This window comes from Stenotrophomonas sp. 86428_Sma, from assembly GCF_056481585.1.
This window is the reverse complement of sequence record NZ_CM151156.1, coordinates 4,369,762-4,388,646: the sequence shown is the minus strand read 5'-3', so window position 1 is coordinate 4,388,646 and position 18,885 is coordinate 4,369,762. Positions and strand designations below refer to the sequence as shown.

Annotated in this window: 18 protein-coding genes and 1 tRNA gene; 10 read left to right on the top strand and 9 right to left on the bottom strand. The window is 66.0% G+C overall.

Features of this window, described 5'->3' with window-relative positions; all coding sequences use genetic code 11:
* Window positions 1–61: 61 nt before the first annotated feature.
* The 4 genes from ACZK3J_RS20140 to ACZK3J_RS20125 all read right to left on the bottom strand — a co-directional run bounded on the left by ACZK3J_RS20140 (window position 62) and on the right by ACZK3J_RS20125 (window position 4,323).
* Window positions 62–1,606 (bottom strand): PH domain-containing protein, encoded by a 1,545-nt coding sequence (locus tag ACZK3J_RS20140; RefSeq protein WP_049461971.1) that lies wholly within the window; start codon window positions 1,604–1,606, stop codon window positions 62–64.
* A complete protein-coding gene (locus ACZK3J_RS20135) occupies window positions 1,603–2,103 on the bottom strand; it encodes a PH domain-containing protein (RefSeq protein WP_049461972.1) in 501 nt (166 codons plus the stop codon). Before ACZK3J_RS20135 ends, ACZK3J_RS20140 begins: the two co-directional genes overlap by 4 nt.
* A 75-nt stretch (window positions 2,104–2,178) precedes the next feature.
* Window positions 2,179–3,315 (bottom strand): GTP cyclohydrolase II RibA, encoded by a 1,137-nt coding sequence (ribA, locus tag ACZK3J_RS20130; protein WP_478476206.1) that lies wholly within the window; start codon window positions 3,313–3,315, stop codon window positions 2,179–2,181.
* 87 nt (window positions 3,316–3,402) lie between these two features.
* Window positions 3,403–4,323 (bottom strand): lauroyl acyltransferase, encoded by a 921-nt coding sequence (locus ACZK3J_RS20125; RefSeq protein WP_049461974.1) that lies wholly within the window; start codon window positions 4,321–4,323, stop codon window positions 3,403–3,405.
* 60 nt (window positions 4,324–4,383) lie between these two features.
* Here ACZK3J_RS20125 and dtd point away from each other — a divergent pair, with 60 nt between their 5' ends.
* The 6 genes from dtd (at window position 4,384) to ACZK3J_RS20095 (ending at window position 10,091) form a co-directional block, all read left to right on the top strand.
* Window positions 4,384–4,824: a D-aminoacyl-tRNA deacylase gene (dtd, locus tag ACZK3J_RS20120; RefSeq protein ID WP_049401012.1), complete on the top strand. Its 441-nt coding sequence runs from the start codon at window positions 4,384–4,386 to the stop codon at window positions 4,822–4,824.
* A gap of 90 nt (window positions 4,825–4,914) precedes the next feature.
* Window positions 4,915–6,768 carry an RNA polymerase sigma factor RpoD gene (gene rpoD, locus ACZK3J_RS20115; RefSeq protein WP_014038623.1) on the top strand — a complete coding sequence of 618 codons (1,854 nt, stop codon included), beginning with the start codon at window positions 4,915–4,917 and terminating at the stop codon, window positions 6,766–6,768.
* Between the two features lie 258 nt (window positions 6,769–7,026).
* Complete coding sequence (gene yjjJ / locus ACZK3J_RS20110; protein WP_065428852.1) at window positions 7,027–8,427, top strand: type II toxin-antitoxin system HipA family toxin YjjJ; 1,401 nt, start codon at window positions 7,027–7,029, stop codon at window positions 8,425–8,427.
* Window positions 8,428–8,551: 124 nt separating this feature from the next.
* A tRNA-Ile gene (locus tag ACZK3J_RS20105) sits at window positions 8,552–8,627 on the top strand.
* A gap of 69 nt (window positions 8,628–8,696) precedes the next feature.
* Entirely contained in the window at window positions 8,697–9,344 is a 648-nt protein-coding gene (locus ACZK3J_RS20100; RefSeq protein WP_049461986.1) for a hypothetical protein, read from the top strand.
* 60 nt (window positions 9,345–9,404) lie between these two features.
* Window positions 9,405–10,091: a hypothetical protein gene (locus ACZK3J_RS20095; RefSeq protein ID WP_049461987.1), complete on the top strand. Its 687-nt coding sequence runs from the start codon at window positions 9,405–9,407 to the stop codon at window positions 10,089–10,091.
* Between the two features lie 25 nt (window positions 10,092–10,116).
* Here ACZK3J_RS20095 and ACZK3J_RS20090 read toward each other — a convergent pair whose 3' ends face one another.
* The gene (locus ACZK3J_RS20090) at window positions 10,117–10,509 is read right to left on the bottom strand and encodes a DoxX family protein (protein ID WP_049461988.1); all 393 of its coding nucleotides are present in this window, start codon (window positions 10,507–10,509) and stop codon (window positions 10,117–10,119) included.
* A gap of 118 nt (window positions 10,510–10,627) precedes the next feature.
* On the opposite strand from ACZK3J_RS20090, the gene ACZK3J_RS20085 reads away from it, so the two are divergent.
* Together ACZK3J_RS20085 and ACZK3J_RS20080 are read left to right on the top strand one after the other, a co-directional pair.
* Window positions 10,628–11,047: an H-NS histone family protein gene (locus ACZK3J_RS20085; protein ID WP_049423730.1), complete on the top strand. Its 420-nt coding sequence runs from the start codon at window positions 10,628–10,630 to the stop codon at window positions 11,045–11,047.
* Window positions 11,048–11,096: 49 nt separating this feature from the next.
* On the top strand, window positions 11,097–11,504 hold the full coding sequence (locus ACZK3J_RS20080; protein ID WP_049461989.1) for a hypothetical protein: 408 nt from the start codon (window positions 11,097–11,099) through the stop codon (window positions 11,502–11,504).
* Between the two features lie 21 nt (window positions 11,505–11,525).
* Here ACZK3J_RS20080 and ACZK3J_RS20075 read toward each other — a convergent pair whose 3' ends face one another.
* On the bottom strand, window positions 11,526–12,167 hold the full coding sequence (locus tag ACZK3J_RS20075; protein ID WP_049461990.1) for a glutathione S-transferase family protein: 642 nt from the start codon (window positions 12,165–12,167) through the stop codon (window positions 11,526–11,528).
* A gap of 127 nt (window positions 12,168–12,294) precedes the next feature.
* On the opposite strand from ACZK3J_RS20075, the gene ACZK3J_RS20070 reads away from it, so the two are divergent.
* On the top strand, window positions 12,295–12,711 hold the full coding sequence (locus ACZK3J_RS20070; protein WP_049461991.1) for a hypothetical protein: 417 nt from the start codon (window positions 12,295–12,297) through the stop codon (window positions 12,709–12,711).
* A 7-nt stretch (window positions 12,712–12,718) separates the two neighbouring features.
* Here the strand turns inward: ACZK3J_RS20070 and ACZK3J_RS20065 are convergent, their stop codons facing one another.
* A complete protein-coding gene (locus ACZK3J_RS20065) occupies window positions 12,719–13,522 on the bottom strand; it encodes an AraC family transcriptional regulator (RefSeq protein WP_049462005.1) in 804 nt (267 codons plus the stop codon).
* Window positions 13,523–13,587: 65 nt separating this feature from the next.
* Here ACZK3J_RS20065 and ACZK3J_RS20060 point away from each other — a divergent pair, with 65 nt between their 5' ends.
* A complete protein-coding gene (locus ACZK3J_RS20060) occupies window positions 13,588–14,481 on the top strand; it encodes a DMT family transporter (protein WP_049401061.1) in 894 nt (297 codons plus the stop codon).
* A gap of 8 nt (window positions 14,482–14,489) precedes the next feature.
* Here ACZK3J_RS20060 and ACZK3J_RS20055 read toward each other — a convergent pair whose 3' ends face one another.
* Both ACZK3J_RS20055 and ACZK3J_RS20050 read right to left on the bottom strand, forming a co-directional pair.
* Entirely contained in the window at window positions 14,490–15,518 is a 1,029-nt protein-coding gene (locus ACZK3J_RS20055; protein WP_049462006.1) for an IclR family transcriptional regulator, read from the bottom strand.
* Window positions 15,519–15,776: 258 nt separating this feature from the next.
* Window positions 15,777–18,611 carry a TonB-dependent receptor gene (locus tag ACZK3J_RS20050; protein WP_032128574.1) on the bottom strand — a complete coding sequence of 945 codons (2,835 nt, stop codon included), beginning with the start codon at window positions 18,609–18,611 and terminating at the stop codon, window positions 15,777–15,779.
* Window positions 18,612–18,885: the final 274 nt, after the last annotated feature.

The following is an 18,885-nucleotide window of genomic DNA, read 5'->3' as shown; positions in this document are numbered from 1 at the left end:
TGGCCGGCAACCTCGGGAATGGCGGCAGTTGCCGGCCAGCGACCGGCACGACCTGTAGTGCTTACCAGCGCAGCTTGCGCCGCGCCAGCGCCGCCGCCAGTTGCTCCATCACGTGTTGCGCCTGCGCCTGCGGCAGATGATGCAGCGTCAGCGCCACATCACCATGTGCACCGGCGGTGTCCAGCTGCAGGCTGCTGGTGCCCAGCAGTTTGTCCAGCGGCGAGCGTTGCAGGCGCAGGCCCTGCACCTTGTCCAGCTCGGCCCAGCGCCACCAGCGCTTCCACCAGCCGCCGCGCACCGCCACATAGTGTTCGTCCAGGTACCAGCCCATGCGTGCCATCTGCCGGTGCGCGACCAGCAGCGCCACCGGTAGCCACGCCAGCACCAGCAGGCCCCATGGGCCCCAGCGCCAGTACGCGGCCGCAGCCAGCAGCGGCACCAGCACCAGTGCGCCCAGGCACAGCCGCCACCAGCCGCGCTGCGGAATGGACTGCCATTGCAGCGGAGGCCACTGCAGCTGCGGCAGCAGGTGCTGCACCAGCTGCTCACAACGTGTACTGGACGCCAGCGGCGCGAGTTCGCGCAGGGCGCGGTCCTCATCGCGCGCGGGGCCACCGGCGGCACTGTCGATGCGCAGCTGACGCAGCCCGAACCAGCGCTGCAAAGTACCTTCGCGCAGCGTCCAGGCCTGGATGCGCCGGCGCGCCACGCTGCTGCGGGTGCGGCTGAGCAGACCGGCCGATACGGTCAGGCGTCGGTCCTGCTCGCTGAGGGTGAAGCCGTGGTAGCGCAGCAGCGTCAGCACCACCGACAGCACGCGCAGCGCAAGCCAGCCCAGCAGCAGCGCGGCAGCCAGCAGCAGAAACGCACCGGTCACGCCGGGGTGCAGATGGCTGGCGTAGCCAAAGGCTTCGCGTCCACCGCGCTGGAGGGCATCGTCCATCACCGGCCGTGGCACGGTCTGGAACAGCACGCCGAACGCGGCGATCGCCAGCGCCCAGCCGCGGTTGGAGAGCAGGCCCATGCGTACCACGTCCCAGCTCGACAGGCGCAGCAGTACCTGCTCGTTCTCAGTCGCGGTGCTGGCAACCGGGTCGGGCTCGGTGATGCCGGCGGCCTGCGGCGCCTGCCCGCGCTGGCGGACCAGCCGTTCCAGCGCCAGCGCCTGGTCCAGCTTCAGCACCCGCATCTCCGCTTCCGGGCGCACGCCACCGGCCGATTCCAGGCGCAGCTCGGCCACACCAAACAGACGGTGCAGCGGGTTCTGTCGCACCTCCACGTTGTGGATGCGCGCGAACGGAATCTCGCGCCGGTTGCGCGCGAGCAGACCGCTGCGCACGGTGATCGCATCACTGCCGATACGGTAGCGGTAGCTGAGGTACTGCAGCACCGACACCAGTACCAGTGCGGCAATTGCCGTCAGCGGAATCAGCTGCGCCCACATCGGGTCGCGGTCGCCGCGCTGGCCGAACACCAGCAGTGCGACCAGCGGCAGGAAGTAATGGCGCAACTGCATCAACAGTACGAACAACCACGACCACGGATGCAGGCGATGGTCCTCGCCACCGGCAGGCAGCGATGCGGGCAGGGGCGGCGGCAGGCTCACAGGGCGTCGGCGTCCTGGTCGAGCTGATGGGACAGGGTGTCACGCAGGCGCTCGGCGTCGGCCTCGTCCAGGCCGCTCACGGTCACTGCGCTCATGCGGGTCCCGGCGGTGTGCACGATCAGCGTGGCCAGGCCGGCACGGCGTTCCAGCGGGCCGCGGCGCAGGTCCAGGTGCTGCACGCGCGAAATGGGGATGCGCGTTTCCAGCTGCCACATCAGGTCGCGGCGCAGGCCCAGCCCTTGGGCATCCAGCCGCCAGCGGGTGCGGGTCAAGCGCCGGCGGCCGAGCCAGGCGCCGAAGACGATGCCGATCAGCAGCCCAAGGGCGGCCGTCCACAGGTCGCCGGGCAGGTCGAAGAACCACGCGGCTGCGGCCAGCGGCAGGCCCGGCACAAACAGGCCGCCGAAGGCACCTTCCAGTGCGGCCAGCCGCGCGGCGCGGCGCGGCAGCGACTGCCAGGCATCGGTGGTCGGAGCAGTAAGGGGAACGTCGGTCACGCGGGCTCCGTCAGGTGGCAGGGCGGGCGGTGGCGGCCGTGGCCGCACCGCGCAGACGGTAGCAGGTCGGCTGCGTTACTGGGCAGCCTGGATCAGCGCGTCCACATCCAGCATGTGGCCGGCACGATCAGCCTTGGTGCGCAGGTAGTGCTCGTTCTCGGCGGTGATCTCGCCGGTGACCGGAATGCAGTCCAGCACCTCGATGCCAGCGTTGCGCAGGCGCTGCGCCTTGGTCGGGTTGTTGCTGAGCAGGGCCACGCGCGAAATGCCCAGGCCGCGCAGCATCGCCACCGCGCTGCCGTAGCGCCGTTCGTCGGCGCCGAAGCCGAGCTGTGCATCGGCATCGATGGTGTCCAGGCCGTCATGCTGGTAGCCATAGGCGAGCATCTTGGCGGCGATGCCGGTGCCGCGGCCTTCCTGGTCCAGGTACAGCAGCACGCCGCCGCCCAGTTCCTTCAGCTTGCGCAGGCCGCGCCGCAGCTGGTCGCCGCAGTCGCACTTGAGCGAACCGAACAGGTCGCCGGTCAGGCACGAGGAGTGCACGCGTACCGGTACCACCGCCGACAGATCCGGTTCGCCGACGATGATCGCGACCTGGTCACGCTGGGCGACGCCACCACGGAACACCGCGAACGTGGTCATGCCGACATCGCGCAGCGGTACCGGCGAACGCGCCACCAGTTCGTAGTCATGCGCGGCATGTGCTGCGCCCTCGGCCAGGTCGCACAGCGCAACCTCGGCCGCGCCATCGAAGGTGTGGTCTTTGGCGTCCAGGCGCACCGCCACCATCGCCGGCAGCAACAGGCCGAGGCGGGCCAGTTCCACCGCGCCTGCATCGAAGGCGTCACCGGCGCTCCAGCCGTCCGGCATCGGGCCCGGTTCACGCAGGTAGCCCAGCGAGGGCAGGGCATCGAAGGCAACACCGGCCAGCGGCAGGCGCGCACCCTGCGGGGCCTCCACGCCAAGCACGCGGGCGCGGGTGGCGGTCAGGAACAGGTAGTGCCGCTCGCGGGCGGCATTGGCGAAGGCAGCGAAGCTGCTGGCCGTGGCGCTGTCCAGCGCGATCACCGCCAGGCGCTGGCCCTGGCCATCGTGGAGAAGCACCGGGCGACCGGCACGCAGTTCGGCCACCGCGCGCTCGCAGCGGATCGCGGCCGGATCGCCGAACAGGGAAGAAGCAGCAGACATGGCAGGACCGGGGGAGTCGGACATCGCAGTCTCTATGGGGGCGCCGGCGTCGTATTCAACGTGGTGCGGCCGCCGGTCGCAGGGGCCGGATGGGCCTGGGTGCGGCGGCCGTCAGTGCGGATGCTCTTCGGTCGCGTACGGGTCTTCTTCGCCGCTGCCCGGTGGCCGCAGCGTATAGCGCTTGTAGGTCCACTGGTACTGCGCCGGATCGCGGCGGGCAATGCGCTCGATGCCGGCATTGAGCGCGGTGGCGGCCACCTGCGGGTCGGGGTCGGCCACGGCGGCGTCGGTCGGTTCGATGTGCAGGGCGAATTCCATGTCCGGGCCGATGCGCTCGCACCAGCCATACAGCACGGTGGCGCCGGTGCGCTCGGCCAGCCGGTTGACCAGGGTCATGGTCAGCGCCTGCACGCCGAAGAACGGCACGAACACGCCATCGCCGGCCTTGGGCTGCTGGTCGGGCAGGATGCCGGTGGCACCGCCGTCCTTGAGCACCTTGAACAGCTGGCGCACGGCCGGGCCTTCGGCGCGCACCTGCTGTACGTTCTGGCCGCCCCGCACCAGCTGCAGGAAGGCATCGCTGGCCTCGTCCTCCGGTGGCTTGTAGACGATGGCGATCTGCCCGCGCGAGGCCAGCCACTGGTTCAGCAGCTCCCAGTTGCCGAAGTGCGGTGCGGCCACGATCACGCCCTTGCCGCTGGCCAGGGCCGCGTCGTACAGGGCCTCGCCGTGGCGCTGCTTCAGGTGCAGGCGCAGGTTGTCGGCCGGCGCCTGGCTCCACAGGCGCAGGGTCTCGATGGCCTGCAGGGCGGTGGAGCGCAGCAGCTCCCGGTGCAGGCGGTCGCGCGTGGCGCGGTCCAGGTCCGGGTAGGCCAGCTCCAGGTTGCGTCGGGTGACGCGGCTCTCACGGGCATTGAGACTGATCCAGGTCCAGGACAGGGCACGGGCGATTCCCCGCAGCAGCGGCCAGGGCAGGCGGGCGAACAGGGTGGTGGCGCGGTAGACCAGCCGGGCTTTGCGTTGCGGATTCATCTGCGCCAGTTTAGCCAAGGGCGCTGCTATCGTGGCCGGCCCCGTTCATTGGAGCCCACGATGCTCGTCCTTATCCAGCGTGTCAGCCAGGCTGCCGTCCACGTCGATGACGAAGCGGTCGGCCAGATTGGTCCGGGCCTGCTGGCGCTGGTGGGCATGGAACCGGGCGATACCGAGGCCCAGCTGCGGCGCATGGCCGAGCGCCTGCTGGGCTACCGGGTGTTCGCCGACGAGGCCGGGAAGATGAACCGGTCGCTGCGCGATACCGGCGGCGGCCTGCTGCTGGTCAGCCAGTTCACCCTGGCGGCCGATACCCGTTCGGGCATGCGGCCCAGCTTCACCAGCGCCGCACCGCCGGACGAGGCTGAACGCGGGTTCAATCGATTTGTCGAGATCTGTCGTGAAAATCACGCACCAGGGGTGGAAACGGGCCGATTTGGTGCCCATATGGTCGTCAGCCTGGTCAATGACGGTCCCGTGACCTTCCTTCTCAGGCCCTGAGCCTGCGGGACCACCGCCCGGCAGGCGGGGCCCCGGGCTGGTATAATGCTACGTTCCCTATTTCTCCCTAGCCGGTGGCGCGAGCACTACATGGCCAACGAACGTCCTGCCCAATCCGAAATCAAGCAACTGATCAGCAAGGGCCTGGAACAGGGCTACCTGACCTACGCCGAAGTCAATGACCATCTGCCGGACGACATGGTCGACCCGGAACAGATCGAAGACATCATCGGCATGATCAACGGCATGGGCATCGATGTCCATGAAGTTGCGCCGGATGTGGAAACCCTGCTTCTCAACGATGGCAACACCGGTAACCGCGAAGTCGATGACACCGCGGCCGAAGAAGCCGCCGCCGCGCTGAGCGCGCTCGATACCGAAGGTGGCCGTACCACCGACCCGGTGCGCATGTACATGCGCGAAATGGGCACCGTCGAGCTGCTGACCCGCGAAGGCGAAATCGCCATTGCCAAGCGCATCGAGGAAGGCCTTTCGCAGGTCCAGGCCGCCCTGGGCCAGTTCCCGGTCTCGGTCGAGTCGCTGCTGACCGACTACGAAGCCCACAAGGAAGGCAAGAAGCGCCTGGCCGAAGTGATCGTTGGTTTCAACGACCTGGCCGACGAAGAGCCGGCGCCGCCGGCGGCTGCTGCCGATGACAGCAGCGATGCCGACGCCGAAGGCGACGAGGACGAGGACGATGATGTCGAGGGTGGCGAGGAAGAAGCCGCACCGACCGGTCCGGATCCGGAGGAAGTCGCTGCGCGCATGCAGGCGCTGAGCGATGCCTTCAACGCCTTCAAGAAGGCCGCCACCAAGGGCGACAAGAAGAACCTGCCGCGCCTGCGCGAAGAGATGTCGGCGGTGTTCGTCACCCTGAAGCTGCCGCTGCCGCTGACCGACGTGCTGACCAAGCAGCTGCGCGACACCATGGCGTCGATCAAGGCCCATGAGCGCCGTGTGCTGAATCTGGCGACCGTCACCGCCCGCATGCCGCGCAAGGACTTCATCCGTTCCTGGGAAGGCAACCAGACCAATCTGGAGTGGGTGGAAGACGCGCTGAAGCGCAAGCAGAAGTGGTCTTCGGCCCTGCGCGAAGTAAAGGACCAGATCATCGCCGAACAGCAGGCGACGATCGACATCGAGAAGCTGACCCAGCTGGACCTGGAAGAGCTGAAGGAAATCAGCCGTGCCATGGCCTACGGTGAAGCCAAGGCGCGCAAGGCCAAGAAGGAAATGGTCGAGGCCAACCTGCGCCTGGTGATCTCGATCGCCAAGAAGTACACCAATCGCGGCCTGCAGTTCCTCGACCTCATCCAGGAAGGCAACATCGGCCTGATGAAGGCCGTGGACAAGTTCGAGTACCGCCGCGGTTACAAGTTCTCGACCTACGCCACCTGGTGGATCCGCCAGGCGATCACCCGCTCGATCGCCGACCAGGCGCGCACCATCCGTATTCCGGTGCACATGATCGAGACGATCAACAAGTTGAACCGCATTTCCCGCCAGATGCTCCAGCAGTACGGCCGCGAGGCTACGCCGGAGGAGCTGGCCAAGGAAATGGACATGCCGGAAGACAAGATCCGCAAGGTGATGAAGATCGCCAAGGAGCCGATCTCGATGGAAACCCCGATCGGCGACGACGAGGATTCCCATCTGGGCGACTTCATCGAGGACACCAACGTGGAGTCCCCGATCGAGAACACCACCAACATCAATCTGTCTGAAACCGTGCGCGACGTGCTGGCCGGCCTCACCCCGAGGGAAGCCAAGGTGCTGCGCATGCGCTTCGGTATCGACATGAACACCGACCACACCCTTGAGGAAGTCGGCAAGCAGTTCGACGTGACCCGCGAGCGCATCCGCCAGATCGAAGCGAAGGCCCTGCGCAAGCTGCGTCACCCGAGCCGCTCGGAGCAGCTGCGCAGCTTCCTGGATATCGATTGATTTCCAGCGGCTGTTGAAGCGTTGAGAGAAACCCCGCTTCGGCGGGGTTTTTCTTTGCCCACCATATCCCTGTAAAGCCGAGCCTTTGCTCGACTGAGGCTTATGATTACGTAACAAATAATGTAACGGAAGACCCGCGTCGAAGCTGGCTCTTCGTGAACATGCCCATTATTTTCAAGCTCATAGGTGCACGGCCGCGCTTGCAGTCCCGCTTTTTTGATGCTAATTACGTAACAAATTTCGTATTACGTAATGCACATGCCACGCGCTCAACGCCCACAGGTACTGGATCTGATCGCTCAGCTGGCCCCCGGCCAGCCGCTACCTGCCGCGGCGCTGGCCGAGCGTCTGGGGGTGGACCGGATGGCGCTCAGCCGGCTGGTGGCCGCCAGTGGCCCGCAGGTGGTGCGCATGGGCAGCACCCGGGCAACCGCCTATGCACTGCGGCGGCCCACCCGGGCCGGCAGCGAATGGCCGCTGTACCGGCTGCGCGAAGATGCGACGCTGGAGGAGCTGGGGCGGGTAATTGCGCTGGTAGGAGGCGGCTTCCACGTCGATGCCGGGCCTGACTGTCCGAACCTGCGACGCGCGCCCGAAGGTGACGTTGCCGCCTTCTTTCCTGACTTGCCGTGGTACCTGGATGACCTGCGACCGCAGGGATTTCTTGGTCGCAGCTTCGCCCATGGCCGTGCGCAGGCGCTCGGCCTGCCGAAGGACCTCAAGAGCTGGCAACCGGACGATGTGTTGATGGCCCTGGTAACCGCTGGCGGGACTGAAGCGGGCGATCTGCTGCTCGGTACCGCCGCCGTGGAGGCGGCGATGGAGACGTTGCAGGTGCCGATCGATCGGGTTGCGGCCGACGATCGTCTTGCACAGTATCGCGAGCGTGCGCGTGCTGCGCTGGACGGAGAGGACGTGGGCTCCTCGCCGGGTGGCGAGCAACCCAAGTTCACCGCCACCGTAGAGGCCTACGGCAGGCGCCGCTCGGTCCTGGTCAAGTTCGCGCAGCCCGATGAAGGCGCCGCCGCCCAGCGCTGGAGCGATCTGCTGGTCTGCGAACATCTGGCGCTTGAGGCCCTGCGCGAGTCCGGACAAGCCGCGGCGTCCAGCGAACTGCTGCAGTCGCCCACGCACACCTTCCTGGAAATCGAGCGCTTCGACCGCACGCCCGATCTGCTGGGGCGGCGAGGCCTGGTCTCGCTGCTGTCGCTATCGTCTGCGTTCACCGGCGAGGTCACCCCAGCGTGGCCGGTTGCAGGCGCCGAACTGCGTGATCAAGGCTGGCTGACGGCCGACACCGTGCAGGCGATGGGCCGACGCCATGCGTTCGGGCGGCTGATCGGCAACAGCGACATGCACCACGGCAACATCGCCTTCCACTTCATTGATCGCGGCCCGCTGCCGCTGGCGCCGGTCTACGACATGCTGCCGATGTCGCTGGCGCCGTCAAAGCTGGGCGTGTTGCGCGCGGACGAGCCGCTGTCGCCGGTCGCACCGCTGGGCAGTGGTGATCTGCAGCATCTGCGCTGGGCGGCACCGGTGGCTGAAGCATTCTGGCAGTGCGTGGCTGTTGACGGGCGGATCCAGTCGCCGGCAATGCGGTCGTTGGCGGGGGCGAACGCCGAGCGGGTGCGGGAGATGGGCGCGCGGTTTGGGTGAGCCAGCTGTTGCGCAAGCCTGGGCGCGTGGCGTTGCGCAGCGATGGCTGAGGGTTTTTCAGTGTGTCTTGGCGCCGGCGGGTAGCCGGTTGAGCGCAGGCTCCACTACACTGTGACGCTGCGCAGGGCCTATAGCTCAACGGTTAGAGCAGGGGACTCATAATCCCTTGGTTTCAGGTTCGAATCCTGGTGGGCCCACCAACCCAGCATGCATGAACAGCTGCTGGTCTGCCTTCAAGGCAACATCTGATCCACACGCAAGGATCGAACATGCCCGACACCCGCGCCCCGGTGGAAGACTTCACCACTGAAATCGAAGACAGCCGGCATCTGTTCGCCTGGTGCCTGGTGCGCTACGGCCAGATTCCCGAAGCGCTGGCAATCGAACAGGCACGCGAACGCTATCCGGACCAGGCCGCCGGCCACGAATACGAGCACGAACTGCTCTTCCACGACGAGCCCTGGCATTGGGCGATGCTGCATGTGCTGGGCGAAGGGTACTGGTACCAGAACCCGGAACTGTTGCAGCCGTCGCTGGAGTACGACACCGAATCGGACGCGCTGTGCCTGGCGCGCGGCGAGCCGATTCCCTTGCTGGATGAGGATGAGTATCTCGGTGCGCTTGCGCACGCGCGCCATATGCATGCGTGGACGTTGATCCATCAGGCAGGGATTGACGAAGAGCAGGCACAGCGGCAGGCGCTTGAGTACTACGCGTACTTTCCGCCGCATCATCGCTGGCGCATGTGCGTCCACGATGCGCGCGCTGCATGGGTCGACGTGATGAGCGTACTGCACATCAATGACTACTGGAGCCGGCCCGAACTGCAGAGGCCGCCTGAGGCGTACTGGCGCGCGTCACGTGCATTCGCCCTGGCACAGGGGCTCCAGCTGCCGGAAATTCCGCCTCCCTCATGAGAGGGCGCTGCAAGGGTGGCATGATGCGGCTTCCGCCGATCCGTACGACAAGGAGCCCGCATGAAGCGCAGTGCCCGTGTGTTCGTCGCCCTGACTGCCCTTGCGGCACTGCCTGCCGCTGCCGAGCCGTCCGACTCACCCAAGCGCCCGTCGGTTGACACCCTGCAACGCCTGATCGTCGACAAGGCACCGCAGACGCGCGTAGCAACACCGGACCACGAGCGCATCACCGCACGGCGCATCGATATCGTCGATGACACGGGGGTGATCCGCATGACGCTGTCCGGAAAGACACCGGCACCGATCATCGATGGCCTGCAGTACAAGCGCGCCTTCAATGTGGCCGGCATGGTGCTGTACGACGACAAGGGCAGCGAACGCGGTGGCTTCGGCACCGCCGATGTCGACGGCGGCATGGCGGTGCTTGCGCTGGACCATCCGGCGATGGATGCGATCGGCTGGCGGGTATCGCCGGACGGCGCGGTGAGTTTTTCGATCAACCAGGCGCCGAAGCTGATCCGCGAGCCTGCGCTGGGCAACAAGCTGATTCCTGGGGTGCAAGCACCGACCCGCATCGGTCTGGTGGTCGGGCCTGACGGCACGCCGGCCATCGCCTTGAACGACAAGGCAGACCGCACGCGACTGCGCCTGACTGTCACTGCGGAAGGCTACGGTGCGATCGAGTTCCTCGATGCGCAGGGCAAGGTGATCCACACATTGGCGCCGGAGGCTGAGCTTCGGCGCTAGCGCGTGGGGGGGCGCCGATCGGCGCTTACCCGCGCCGCCCTCTGCCATCAATGCTGTACCGCCCGGCCCCGGTGCAGGCCAGCAGCAGGAAGCCACCGGCCAGCCCCAGGTTCTTCAGGAACATGATCTGTTGGGTCTGGTCGGCGAAGTTGTGATGGAAGATGAAAGCGGTGACCAGGCTGAAACCCACCAGCACGATCGACACCAGCCGGGTCTGGAAGCCGAACAGGATGCACAGTCCGCTGCCGATCTCGAAGGCGATGGTGGGCCAGAGCAGGATGCCGGGCACGCCCATCGCTTCCATGTAGCCCTGGGTGACGCTGAGATCACCGAGCTTGCCCAGGCCGGAGATGAGGAACAGCGCCATCAGCAGGATGCGTGCAAGCAGGTAAGCGAGCGAATGGGATGAGTGGCTCACGTCGGTGTCCTCGGAGATGGCCGGCGAAGGCGATCGGAGCCCACCGGCAGTGAAGCCCGTGTCTACGCCAAGGGCAAGGCGCCTTGACAGCTGGCCGTCCGCAGGAGACCTTTCTCCCATGACGATTGATATTGAATCGCTCAGCCTTCGGGAGCTGGGCGCCTTGGTGGTTGCCGCTGAACAGCGGAAACAGCTGATATCCAGCCGCCGTCCGGCCAGTGCGGTACGGCGGATGTTGAAGGCCGCAGCAGCAGAAGCGGGGTATACCCTCGAAGAGCTGTTCGGCGGAGAGGTGAACGAAGAGGCCGCTCCCCGCCGGAAACCGGCACGGCGCAGAACCGGGAAAGTGGCTGCCAAGTACCGTGACCCGGAGTACAAGCGCCTGACCTGGTCCGGCCGCGGGCGCATGCCGCGCTGGCTGGCGTCCAAGGTGCAGAAGGGCCACAAGGTGACCGACTTCCTGATTCCCGGCCTGGCCCGGCCGACGGCGCGCAAGAGCAGCCCGATCGGCAAGCGCACGGTTTTCAAGAAGGATTGAACCTGCCGCGCTGCTACCCTGCCGGGGTCTTTGAACGAAGGAGCGCGCGATGGCACACGATGGCAGCCTGACGATCTCACCCAGAGTCCTCTACATCGCGGCAGGCGCGGCGGTGCTGGTCAGCCTGCTGGCCTGGGCAGTGGAATGGAGCGGGATGGCCTATGTCTGCCCGTACTGCCGCGTGCAGCGCACGGTCATCGGCGTGCTGGGCGTGCTGATGCTGTTCGCACGACCGGGCGGCCTCATCGTGCCCTGGTTGTCGTACACCGCAGGCGGCTTCGCGTTCGTGGTCGCGGCGATGCAGCACTTCAACGGCTGGAAGCGCATTTCCGCCGGAGATTTCAGCTTCAACGCGCAGTGGTACATCGACCCGTGGCTGCTGTCAGGTTGCGCGATGCTGATCCTGGTGGCGCAGCTGATGCTGGTGCAGGCCGCATGCCGGCGCAGTCTGCACTGAGGCTTGCCCACGGGCGTAGCGTCAGGCGTTCTGGAATACCGCCAGCTGCGCAGCAAACGCACGCTGGTAGGCGGGGCGCTGCGTTGCACGGCCCACATAGGCCACCACCTGCGGGTACTCATCGAGGAGGCCGCTGCTCTTCAGGCGCAGCAGCACCGAAACCATCATCAGGTCGCCGGCGCTGAACTCGCCCTCCAGCCACAACGCCGATCCCAACCAGGCGGACAGCTGCGCCAGCCGCATACGCACACGCTCATCGAGCATCGGCAGGCGCTGCGCATACCAGGGCTGCTCGTGCTCCAGCACCCAGGCCATCGAGCGCTCGACGATGGGCGGCTCCACCGTATTCAATGCAGCGAACACCCACATGATCGCGCGCATGCGTGCATCTGGATCAGCAGGAAGCAGGCCGGCATGCTGCTCGGCCAGGTGCAGCACGATCGCGCCGGATTCGAACAGGATCTGGCCGCCGTCCTGCCAGGTGGGGATCTGCCCGAAGGGGTTGCGGGCCAGGTGCGCGGGCTGCTTCAGCTCGGCAAAGCCGAGCAGCTGCACGTTGTAGGGCACGCCCAGCTCCTCCAGCGCCCAGCGCACGCGCATGTCACGGGCCAGGCCCTGGCCGCGGTCCGGGGAAGTGGCGAAGGCGGTGAGGATCGGGCACATCGTGGCACTCCTGCAGGTCGAAGGGCCTGCCTTTCCTGTTCCGACGAACGACGGGGCGGGAAATCGACACCCTTCCCGGGACGGCGGGCGATACACTGCCCCCCACCCACCACTCCTGTGCCTCCTCATGTGGCAGCGCCGCACTTCCCTGGCCGAACTGCAGCAGCAACGCGATGTGCTGCAGGCTGAGATGGATGCGGACGCCCAGCGATGGGTCTCACAGCTTCCGCCGGATGATCTCGTGGCAGCGCTGATGCCGCAGTCGCGCCGGCTTCAGGAGCTCAATCAGCTGATCCTGCGGGCTACACCACCGCGTGAGCTGATGAAGCGCCTGAAGGCGCTTGAGCGACAGCTGCTCGAACCCGGTACACAGAACGCAGGCGTGCGGAGGGGGCTGGAAGATGAACTGCGCGATCTGCACCTCTATTTCAGCAATCCCCGCCGTCGCCCATTGACGGCAAAGGTCATTCTCATCCTGTTCGCCTGCGTTCTGGCCGCCTTGTTCCTGCCGAGGCTGCTTGCGGACCTGCTGATCGCTCTCTAGACCGCCCTCACCCCGCCCGATGCAGCTTCCGGTACTGATCCGGCGTGCACTGCGCGTGCCGCTTGAACATCTCAGCGAAGGCGCTGACGCCGGAATAGCCCAGCTCCTCGGCGATCCGGCTGATCGGCCGGCGGGTGCACAGCGCCTCGGTGGCGCGCACGAACTTCACCCGTCCACGCCAGTCGCCGAGCGACATGCCCAGCTCGCTGCGTGCCATGCGCTCCAGCTTGCGCACGCTCATGTGGTGGCGCTGCGCGATTTCGGCAACCGATTCGGCCATCGACAGGTGTTTCTCCATGTACGCCATCACCTGCTTCAGCGCATCGCTGCTGGCGATTGGCAGGAAGCTGGGCACTACGGCCGCATTGACGATCTGGTCGATCACCACGGCGGCCATGCGCCGCTGGGCCGGGGTCTGCGGATCGGTCACGCCCTGCCGTGCCAGTTCGTGCAGCAGCTCGCGCAGCAGCGGGCTGACTTCCAGTGCACGGCAGCGATCAGGCAAGCGGCGTGACAAGGCCGGCGACAGATAGGCCGAGCGGTAGGCCAGCTGCGAGCGGTTGCGCGAATAGTGGGCCATTCCCGGTGGAATCCAGATCGCGTAGTGCGGCGGGGACACCATCCATTCGCCGTCGATCTTCATCTCCATCACACCCTGCGCGACGAAGTTGAACTGGCCCCACGGATGGCTGTGCGTGCCCCAGTCCGTGGGCTCCATCGCACCCTGCCGGAAGTAGATCGGACCGGGCAGCTGGCGGAAGGTGGGGATTGGCTCCATCGGTTGCCGCAAGCCGGGGTCGGTGTGGCGCATTTTCGGGATGTCCTCGATATGCGCCAAGCGTACGCTGGCCATTCCCCTACGTACACCCGCGTTCCGTGAACTATCTTTTCCCGATCCTCGCCTGCCTGCTGTGGGGCGCGAACACCATCGTTACCAAGCTTGCTTCGGGCTCGGTCGGTCCCATCGACATCGGCTTCTTCCGCTGGCTGGTCGCGGCGCTGGTCCTGCTGCCGTTGGCGCTGCCACGTCTGCGCGAAAACCTGCCGACCGTGCGCGCCAATCTCGGGCGCTTCCTGGTGCTGGGCTGCCTGGGTGGGGTGATGTACCAGTGCCTGGCCTACTATGCGGCGCACTTCACCTCGGCCACCAACATGGGGGTGATCCAGGCGCTGATTCCGTTGATCGCGCTGGCGCTGTCGCGCGTGTTCATGGGCCATCCGGTGCGAGGCACTTCCATTCTTGGCGCGGTGATCTCCACCGTCGGCGTGGTGGCGGTGGTCTCGCAGGGCGACCTGGCACGGCTGGCGGCGCAGGGCCTGAACCGAGGAGACGCGATCATGCTGATCGGCGCATTGGCCTTCGCCGCCTACAACGTGCTGATGCAGCGCTGGAAGATTCCGCTGTCGGTGCTGGAGTCGCTGTTCCTGCAGGCCACCGCTGCATCGCTGATCCTGTTGCCGGTACAGCTGCTGGTCGGCACCGGGGTGAACAACCTCACGGCGGTCGGCTGCATCGGCTTCGCCGCCGTGTGCGCTTCGATCCTGGCGCCGCTGACCTGGATGACCGGACTGTCACGCCTGGGCGCTGCGCGCGTCTCTGGCTTCTTCAACCTGGTGCCGATCGTGACCGCCGCGCTGGCTGTACTGCTGCTGGGAGAATCGCTCAGTGGCTGGGTACTGGGCGGTGGCCTGCTGGCGGTGTCCGGCGTGGTGTTCGCTGAGTACAGCGCCAGGCGCGCCGCCGCAGTGCCGAGCGAGCAGCCCGCATAGGGCTTCGCTCATGCGGGATACGTGTCTCCGCTCAGCGCCTGTTCCACCCGCTGTTGCAGCGCGTCTGCATCATGGCCGCGTTTGCCCTGCAGGCTGAGATACAGCGAAAGCGGGTCCACCACATCGCCAATACTGGTGAATGCCGGCGGATAGGCCCAGATCTGCAGCCGTGCGCTCTGAAGGCAGTCCGGGCCGGGCATGGGAAGTGCGCCCAGCAACCGCCACGCATCGATGTGCAGTGCGCGGGTGCCACCGATCGGGGGCGGTGACGTTTCAGCAAGCGCATCGAGGCCGGCCGTCGGCGCCGGATGCCCCGCATCGCGGAGTGCCTCGGCGGTCGGGCCCCAGCAGACATCCACTTCCTTCAGGATGGGGGAACGCAGGAACGGCTGTGCCCTGGCCCAGACCTCGTCGCGGTTGCCGGCCAGCTTCAGGAAGCGCTCGCGGCCCCCGGTGGAGCGCTCGACCAGGCCGCGACCGACCAGTTCGGCAGACAGGCGCGACGCCGTCATCGAGGTGTAGCCGGCGACGGCACTGATCTCGCGCGGCGACCACCAGCGCGACTGGCCGCTCAGCAGCACGTGGATCAGTACGGCCTGCGCCGAAGGCAGCAGCGAGATGGCTTTCTTCTCATGATCGGGGTCGTCGCGGAACTCAATGGCCAGGCTCGGCGCGAACAACTGGGTGTGCGGGACCACGAAGTCGATGTGGTTCTCGACCAGGAAGCGGCGCTGGGTCGGCGTGAGATAGGGCGAGACGTACAGCACCAGTGCATTCGCTGCAGAGCGCAGGCAGCGCACATCCTGGATCACACGGGTGCTGGATTCGCCCGGCTCGCGGGCCACGGCGAGCATGGCGGGGGTTTCCCCGTACAGCATCAGCCCGGCGAGGTGGTAGCGCGATGCCATCGCGTGGGGAATGGCATGCAATGAAGCAAGTGGATGCACTGCCGAGGCGAGCCCGGGGAGAATCCTGCGCAGGTACCGCTGCGCGTCAGCGACCAGGTCGGTCAGGCCGGTGCGAACTGCCGTCGTCATCTCGTACTTCCCTTGCGGCGGCATGTCCGGAAGATCGGAACCCGGCCACACCGTCACATTCAGTGGTGAACCTGGAGACGGGTGTGCAGTGTCGGGGCGCGTGGCGATCCATGCGGTCCTGCTCCTTAGCCGTCATGACATCAAGTGTTGCCGGGAACCTTGGAGATTCCGTCGAAAAACGATGGAGATTGGGTGGAGGCGGTGTGCATCGTGGCCGGCGGACTCCCCTTCCGCCGGCCACGAGCACGGACCTGCCCGTCAGAAGCGCTGCGAGTACTTCACGTACACGGTGCGGCCGATATCGAAGCCGCCGTAATAGGGGAAGGAGCTGGACGGCTTGGAGAACATGATCGGGCCCTGGTGGTTGAACACGTTGTTCGAACCCAGCGCCACGGTGCCGTCCCACGGCAGCTTGTAGCTGACCTGGATATCGTGGAAGGCATTGGAACCGACCTTGCGCAGGGCATCCGGCTCACCGTAGGCGTAGCGGTCGGGCAGGGTGCACGGACGGTTCGGTACGCAGTTTTCAACCATGCCGGAGTAGTAGCGCACGGTGTACTGCGTACTGAAGTTGCCGAGCTGCCAGTTCACACCCAGGTTCGAGCGCAGGCGGGAAATTCCCGGCTGGCCGATCCGGCCCATCATGATCGTATCGCCGGCGGAGTTCTGGTTCTCCTCGTCGTACTTGGAGACATAGCTGTTCTGCAGGTCGATGGTGAAGCGGCCGAACGAGAACTCGGGCAGGCGGTAGCGGATACCCAGGTCCCAGCCTTCGGTTTCCATCGAGCCCAGATTGGCCAGACCGTAGAACATGCTGGTGATGTGGCCATCGCCAGCGCGCTTGACGCTGCCACAACGCGAAGCGTTGCCGAGCACGTAGCAGTCACGCAGGATGCGGTCGACGCTGTCCTGGATGATCATGTTGGTGATCTTGTAGCTGTACCAGTCGAGGTTGATGTCCAGCCCGTCCACCCAGCGCGGGCTCCAGACCACGCCCACGGTCTTGCTCTTGGACTCTTCCGGGCGCAGCTTCGGATCGGAGCCGGTGGTGAACTCGTCAGGCGTGGCGCACGGATAGCTGGCGCAGGGCTTCAGGCTCTGGTTCAGCTGCTGGTAGCCCAGCGGGACGCCGGCGGCGTTGCAGGCGGCATTGCCGTTGACGCTGTTGGTGGCGCCGATGCCGCACGGGTCGACATAGGTTTCGAAGCTGGTGCCCAGGCCGCCATACAGATCGGAGATGCTCGGTGCGCGGAAGCCTTCGGCGAAGGTGCCACGGATCATGAGCTCTTCGATCGGACGCCAGGCGAAGCTCGCCTTGGAGTTGGTGGTGCTGCCGAAGTTGCTGTAGTCGGAGTAGCGCGTAGCCAGGTTCACGGTCAGTTCCTTGGCGAACGGCAGGTCGCGCAGGATCGGCACGTTCACTTCGGCGAAGAACTCGTTGAGGCTGTAGTCACCGGCGGTGGTGGATGCGCCCAGTGCAGTGCTCTGGCGCGACTGGGCGAAGGCATCGGGCACGAAGCGGCCTTCTTCCTTGCGGTACTGATACCCCAGGGCGACGGACAGGTCACCGGCAGGCAGTTCGATCACCGGGCCGGAGATGTTGGCGAAGTAACTGCGGGTCTTGGTGATGCCGGTATCGTTGAACGTCGGGAACAAGAAGCGCTGCAGTTCGGGATCGGAGAGAGAGCCAGCCCCCGCGACCCCGAACGGCAGCAAAGGATTCCAGGCCAGGCAACCCGAGACCGGCGATGCCGCCGTGCCACACCGGGCCACACCGTTGGCATCGAGGTAGGAGGGCCCCAATGCCTGCCGGGAAGCGATCAGGCTCATGTCGCCACGGCCTGTTTTTGTAACTTCATTGCGGTTGAACAACGCGCCGACTTCCCAGTCGTACGTCTTGGTCCCCAGCTCGAAGTAGCCGGACAGACTGGGTGCAACCCGCAGCGACTTCAGCTTGCTTTCGGTCGTGCGCGGCACTTCCCACAGGCGGCGATTGAACGCGATGCCGTGGTCGAGCGGGTTGAATACGCTGGCCGCGTCCAGCGGCGTGCCGAACTTGGTCGATTGGTACGGGTAGCCCGCGATCTGCTGGTCGGTGGTGCGCTCGTTGTAGCCGATGTCGGCAGTGAACTTGATCTGGTCGGTCAGCGCGTAGTCCGTGCTCAGGAACAGCGAGCGGCGCTCGATGCCGGTCTGCAGGTGCATCTGGTCGTTGCCGTTGGCGAACTCGGCCGGTGTGATCGGGTGGTAGTCGTTCGGGTTCTTCGGATCGCCGCCACGATTGAGGGTCTTGAATACGGCATCACCGGTATTGCACTTGTAGAGCGCCGGGTCGCACCAGGAACCGTTCTGGCTGATGTTGCTCCAGTCCGCGCCCGGGTAGTTGGGGCCGGCGCCACCGTACCGGGAGAACTCGCGGTCGCGGGCAAACACCGGGTCTGACTTCTGATATTCCAGTGCGAGCGTGTACCCGCCACGCTCCCCACGGGCGCCGGTGACCAGCGAGAACGTGCTGTCCTTGCCATCGCCCTGGCTGAACTGCCCGTGCTGCATGGACACTTCCAGGCCTTCGTAGTTCTTGCGGGTGATGATGTTGACCACGCCAGCGATTGCATCCGAGCCGTACAGCGAGGAGGCGCCGTCCTTCAGCACGTCGATGCGTTCCACCGCGCTCATCGGAATCTGGCTGAGATCCTGCAGGCCGCTGGTGGTGGCGCCGAGCCGCTTGCCGTTGACCAGAACCAGGGTGCGCGTGGCACCCAGATTGCGGATGTTGACGTAGTAGCCACCAACGTTCTCGCCGGACGCCAACGCGCGCGCACGCGAAATGGTCGGCGCGCCGGTGGATGTCAGGTTCTGCAGCAGGTCGGCGATGGTGGTGAAGCCCTGCTGCTCGATCATCGCGCGGGTGATGGCGATGATCGGCTGCTGCGTTTCGATATCCACGCTGCGGATGGCCGAACCGGTAACCTGGATGCGATCGAGGTTCTTCGGTGTTTTATCGCTGTCATCCTGCGCATGCGCGGCCGGTGACCAGGCAGCGGCCAAGGCCGTGCCCACTGCCAGGGAAAGCAGGGTGTACTTGTAGTGCATTTGGCTCTCTCCAAATCCAGTTGAATGGGTTTCCGCATCGCTGCGTGGAAACCGATCTGAAATCCCGCTGTGCGGAATCGGAAGGAACCTAACACTCCGCTTACAACTCGATTACGTTATGGACGCGTTATCGTCGCGCGCCGGATACAGCGTTCATGCACAGGCCATGCACGAAACCGCGACGCGCACCAAGGGTGCTCTGCTTCAGTCTGGCTGCGGGCTGATGACAGACTCCAGGAGACATCCGATGAATACCCCCGGCAAACCAAGACCC

Bases quoted from the DNA above. Each gene is read 5' to 3' on its own strand.
- ribA (WP_478476206.1), bottom strand. From the start codon at position 3,315: ATGTCCGACTCCCCCGGTCCTGCCATGTCTGCTGCTTCTTCCCTGTTC.
- ACZK3J_RS20125 (WP_049461974.1), bottom strand. From the start codon at position 4,323: ATGAATCCGCAACGCAAAGCCCGGCTGGTCTACCGCGCCACCACCCTG.
- dtd (WP_049401012.1), top strand. From the start codon at position 4,384: ATGCTCGTCCTTATCCAGCGTGTCAGCCAGGCTGCCGTCCACGTCGAT.
- rpoD (WP_014038623.1), top strand. From the start codon at position 4,915: ATGGCCAACGAACGTCCTGCCCAATCCGAAATCAAGCAACTGATCAGC.
- yjjJ (WP_065428852.1), top strand. From the start codon at position 7,027: ATGCCACGCGCTCAACGCCCACAGGTACTGGATCTGATCGCTCAGCTG.
- ACZK3J_RS20100 (WP_049461986.1), top strand. From the start codon at position 8,697: ATGCCCGACACCCGCGCCCCGGTGGAAGACTTCACCACTGAAATCGAA.
- ACZK3J_RS20095 (WP_049461987.1), top strand. From the start codon at position 9,405: ATGAAGCGCAGTGCCCGTGTGTTCGTCGCCCTGACTGCCCTTGCGGCA.
- ACZK3J_RS20085 (WP_049423730.1), top strand. From the start codon at position 10,628: ATGACGATTGATATTGAATCGCTCAGCCTTCGGGAGCTGGGCGCCTTG.
- ACZK3J_RS20080 (WP_049461989.1), top strand. From the start codon at position 11,097: ATGGCACACGATGGCAGCCTGACGATCTCACCCAGAGTCCTCTACATC.
- ACZK3J_RS20075 (WP_049461990.1), bottom strand. From the start codon at position 12,167: ATGTGCCCGATCCTCACCGCCTTCGCCACTTCCCCGGACCGCGGCCAG.
- ACZK3J_RS20070 (WP_049461991.1), top strand. From the start codon at position 12,295: ATGTGGCAGCGCCGCACTTCCCTGGCCGAACTGCAGCAGCAACGCGAT.
- ACZK3J_RS20065 (WP_049462005.1), bottom strand. From the start codon at position 13,522: ATGCGCCACACCGACCCCGGCTTGCGGCAACCGATGGAGCCAATCCCC.
- ACZK3J_RS20055 (WP_049462006.1), bottom strand. From the start codon at position 15,518: ATGACGACGGCAGTTCGCACCGGCCTGACCGACCTGGTCGCTGACGCG.
- ACZK3J_RS20050 (WP_032128574.1), bottom strand. From the start codon at position 18,611: ATGCACTACAAGTACACCCTGCTTTCCCTGGCAGTGGGCACGGCCTTG.